1 protein-coding gene and 1 pseudogene are annotated in these 4,902 nt (G+C 39.2%); both read left to right on the top strand.

Annotation, left to right across the window (positions count from 1 at the left end; translation table 11 throughout):
• Nucleotides 1-405, top strand: a pseudogene (locus PX482_RS07515) (hypothetical protein); the annotation flags it as partial.
• Nucleotides 406-546: 141 nt separating this feature from the next.
• Nucleotides 547-4,902 (top strand): beta strand repeat-containing protein (locus PX482_RS07510; RefSeq protein ID WP_288122265.1); only part of this gene is annotated, 4,356 nt, incomplete at its 3' end.

Below are 4,902 nucleotides of genomic sequence, written 5' to 3'. Positions count from 1 at the left end.
TTTGAAATCATCGACAATATGATGACTTTATCCCCTGAATTGCAGTCAAGTTTAGAGAGTAAAATCAAACAATTTGAGGAGGAAAGAACCATGCCTTTAATGAGTAATATGGAGTTACGAGGAATAGAACGCGGTAAGGAAATCGGTAAGGAAATTGGCAAGGAAATTGGGGAGTTACGAGGAATAGAACGCGGTAAAGAAATTGGTAAAGAAATTGGCGCGTTACAAAAAAGCCGCGATGCCATAAAAACAGTTTTAACTGTGCGGTTTGGACAGATTTCTTCAGAAATTGAAGAGATAATCGGCAAAATCACTAACCCTACTATCTTAGAAGAGCTACTAAAATTAGCAGCTACCGCTAATTCTCTCGCAGAATTTAGGCAGTCTTTGGCAAGAATCCAATAATCTTATCCTAATATCTAGAAAACGGGTTTCTCAAAGAAACCCGTTTTCTTGGAATAAATGTTAATTTCTGTTACAGGGGTCTTGAAAAATTGGCCATTGTTGAGCTAAAACTGTTAGCAATAAACCTCTGCTGTTACCGTCATGACTTCTACCCTGTTGCCCCTCCTTCCTGCTGTTGACGATGTTTTGTTCGATTTCGCTCAATCTGATGGCTTTTGGGCGAATTTAGAAACCGCTTTTGGCACAAGTTATGATGTGGTTAAAGCGACAGAATTACGACAGCAGTGGCAAAGCCGAGATTTTAGTCAACTTCCTGAGATTGAGGTTGTCAATAGCAGTGTTTTAGGTAGTGCAAATGGCGCTTATGGGATTAGCACCAATAAGATATATCTATCTGAAAGTTTTTTTGCTTCTGCTAGTTTAGATGCTTTGGTTGCGGTGATTTTAGAAGAAATTGGGCATTATGTGGATGCTCAAATTAATAGGGTGGATACGGTGGGGGATGAGGGAGAATTATTTTCTCATCTGGTGAGAGGGGTTAATTTAACTGAGGCTGAGTTAACTTATATTCAAACAGAAGATGATCGTGCTGTTATTAATTTAGGGGGACAATTTATAGGGGTTGAACAAGCTGCACCAATTACTTTAATTGTCAATACTACTATAGATGAGAATGATGGAAGTGCCACTATTGGGAGTGGTTTATCTTTGCGGGATGCTGTTACAATTGCTAATAAAAGTCCTAATACTCCCTATATTATTAAGCTGAAATCAGGAACGACTTATGCTTTAAGTTATGTTAATAATACGACAACAGGCGATCGCAGTTTGAAGACGAACGGTACGATTACCATTGAAACTGATGGAACAGCACTAGCTTCTATTGTTAATAATGCTAGTCCTATCTCTGGGCAGAATGATAATAATTCTATTATAAATAACTCTAGTCAACTTGGAGTTATATTAAATAATCTCTATATCAGCAACAAAGCAGGAAAGGGAATTTTCAACAACGGGGGAACCTTAACATTAACCAACAATACAATAACAGGTAATAAGGCTACTTATGGAGGGGGAATTTACAACGCGGGAACCTTAACATTAACCAACAATACAATATCTGATAATACGGCTAATTTTTATGGAGGGGGAATTTTCAACAGCGGGGGAACATTAACATTAACCAACAATACAATATCTGATAATACGGCTAATTTTTATGGAGGGGGAATTTACAACAACGTGGGAACCTTAACATTAACCAACAATACAATAACAGGTAATAAGGCTGACTTAGGAGGAGGGGGAATTTTCAACAACTACCTGGGAACATTAACATTAACCGACAGTACAATAACAGGTAATACGACTAATAATACGGTTTATGGTTATGGAGGGGGAATTTACAACAACGTGGGAACCTTAACATTAACCAACAGTACAATAACAGGTAATACGGCTAATAATGGTTATGGAGGGGGAATTTACAACAACATGCTATCAACATCAACATTATTGTTGACCAACAGTACAATATCTGGTAATACAGCTGATTATGGAGGGGGAATTTACAACAACATGCTATCAACATTATTGTTGACCAACAGTACAATATCTGGTAATACAGCTGATTATGGAGGGGGAATTTACAACTGGGGAACATCAACATTAACGAATAACATTCTTACTAACAATAATGCCAACGTAGGTGGTGGTATTTACAATTCGGGTACATGGAGTTCAAATAGTACTATTAGTGGAAATACTGCGAACCAAGTTTGGTATATAGACAAAAACGGAAAATCTACTCTATTCAACACCGAAATTCAAGATCCAAAATATCCAAATATATTTGATATTGGCACTTACACAGCACTCCCACCCACACCTGATTCTCCACCTAAACCAACGATATCAGTCAGTAATGCGTGGTTTGATGCTCCCGCAGGGAAGGTTATTTTCGAGGTTAAACTGTCCTCAACCTATGATAAACCGATAACCGTTGATTACTATACCCTTGATGGAAGTGCCAATTCAATAGACCCTAACCAATTAAAAGATTTTAACAATGTTGTCAAACAAACCCTCTCCTTTTTCCCAGGAGAAACCAGCAAACAAATAGAAATTACCGTTTTAGGAAGTGCGCCTCCTACCGACCAAACCTTTGAAATTTTGGCCAAAGATACCGCTTATCGTAATTGGACAGATACGGACAAAGGCAAAGAAGTAGATAAGATCTATGACTATAGTGACCTGGGTTACGAAGGCTATCGTATCAATAAAGTTTTCAAAGATTCTAGCACAGGATTTGATGCTTTTGGTTTAACTTCTGATGAAAAATTCTTTCTGGTTTTAGCCAATCCCCTTAATGCCAATGAATTTACATCCAATAGCAATAACTTACTGCAAGATATTGCCAATACTTCAGGCGGTAACAATACCGCCGCCTATACTGCTGGACAGAATCTAATCAACCAACTCACCAGCGCAAATCAATCCTATACCTTCACTGATGGCACAATTTATGACCTTGCTAAACCTCCTGTTTTAGCGATTCGGGGTACTGAATTCTCATCTGGTAAAGATTTATTAAGTGATACTGAAACCGAAGGAGTTGGCTATAATCAATTTAATAACAATAAAGCCGCAGTCAATCAATGGCTTTCAGAAGTAACCAATCCTCTAAGCGGATTGACTCTAAAACCTAATATTACAGGTCATAGTTTAGGCGGTGCATTAAGTCAGTGGGTAGGGGGTAGTTATACAGGACAACTCGGAAAGATTGTTACTTTCAATAGTCCGGGTATTTCCCAACAACCCGGCATTAATTTTAACGCTACTAATAACTTAGGTGTCACTCATTACATAACCTCGGCCGATGTGGTTAGCATTGCAGGTTCAACATACCTAAATGGACTCTGGAACTTAGACAAATATTCCAAACTAACATCTGCAATTACTTTTGAAAAACATTCAGTTCCCGTCTTAAATCAAACTATTACAAGAACTAATTTGTCAAAGCCGACAGATTTAACCCAGAAAGTTGCCAACGGAAATACCACTGATTTAAGTGATTCCTTGTTTACATATTTTCCTGATGCTGATTATTTTGCTCTTCAAGCAGCCGTTACTCTAATAAGTCCAATTCTGGGTGCAGCTTTAACTTTTCGTGGAACCGTTGAACTGAATCGAAAAGCAATCGGAATTGCCATTGATAGTATTGGAAATATATCCGATGCAGTAACATCCGCTTACAACGCCGCTACATCTTGGACTTCAGATGCGTGGGATGCGATTATTGGACAGTCTAAAAAGATTCTTGGTTTATCTCCATCAACTGCAAATCAAAGCAATTCAACGCTAAAGCTTGCATCATCTTTTCTCGACACAAATAGCTATGAAATAGCAACAACAGCTACAGCATCACAGACAATTGATAACTTTTGGAGTGCCATACCTAACTGGGGAGATAACGCTTGGCAAGCTACAACTAAATGGTCAGGAGATGCTTGGAAAAGTATTGATGAATGGACACCCCAAACTTGGCAAGCAACAACAACCTGGACAGCAGCCGATTGGGATAAACCATTCTTTACTATCTCAAATCCGACAATTGTAGAAAACAATTCAGGAACAAACAACCTGATATTTAAAGTTACATTGTCAACCACAAGTACCCAAACAATTACCGTAAATTATGCCACTGCTGATAACACAGCAACAGCAGGAAGCGACTATACAGCCACAACAGGGACTCTCACCTTTACACCGGGACAAATCAGCCAAGATATTATTATTTCCGTCAATGGTGATACTGCAATTGAACCGGATGAGACTTTCTTGATTAACCTTTCTAATCCTAGCAATGCGCTGATTACAGATAATCAAGGATTAGGAACAATTACTAATGATGATGGTGATAATATCAGTGTCACTCTTGCGGTTTCTCCCAGTAGTGTGACAGAAGACGGGACAGCTAATCTCGTTTATACCTTCACTCGCACCGGAGTAACAACTGATGCTTTAACGGTTAATTACACCCTCGGAGGGACAGCGACTTTAAATACTGACTACACTCGTACAGGGACTACCAATACAGTCACCTTTGCTGCTAATTCATCCACTGCGACTGTAACTGTTGACCCCACTGCTGATACAACAGTAGAAAGTAATGAAACTGTTGCTTTAACTCTTGCTTCGGGGACAGGTTATACAGTTGGGACAACTACCGCAGTGACGGGGACAATTACCAATGATGATTTCCCTAGTATTACTCTTGCGGTTTCTCCCAGTAGTGTCAATGAAGATGGGACAACTAACTTAGTCTATACCTTCACTCGTACCGGTTCTACTACCAGCGCCTTAACCGCTAACTATACAGTTGGGGGAACAGCGACATTTAGCACAGATTACACTCAAACCGGTGCAGCAACTTTCACCAGTACAACAGGGACAGTGAATTTCGTTGCTGGTTCATCCACTGCTACCGTAACTGTT

It is taken from the genome of Microcystis sp. M53602_WE12 (assembly GCF_030065455.1).
Classification (GTDB): domain Bacteria; phylum Cyanobacteriota; class Cyanobacteriia; order Cyanobacteriales; family Microcystaceae; genus Microcystis; species Microcystis aeruginosa.
Note: the sequence above shows the minus strand (reverse complement) of the source record. Positions and strands in the feature narration are given on the sequence as shown.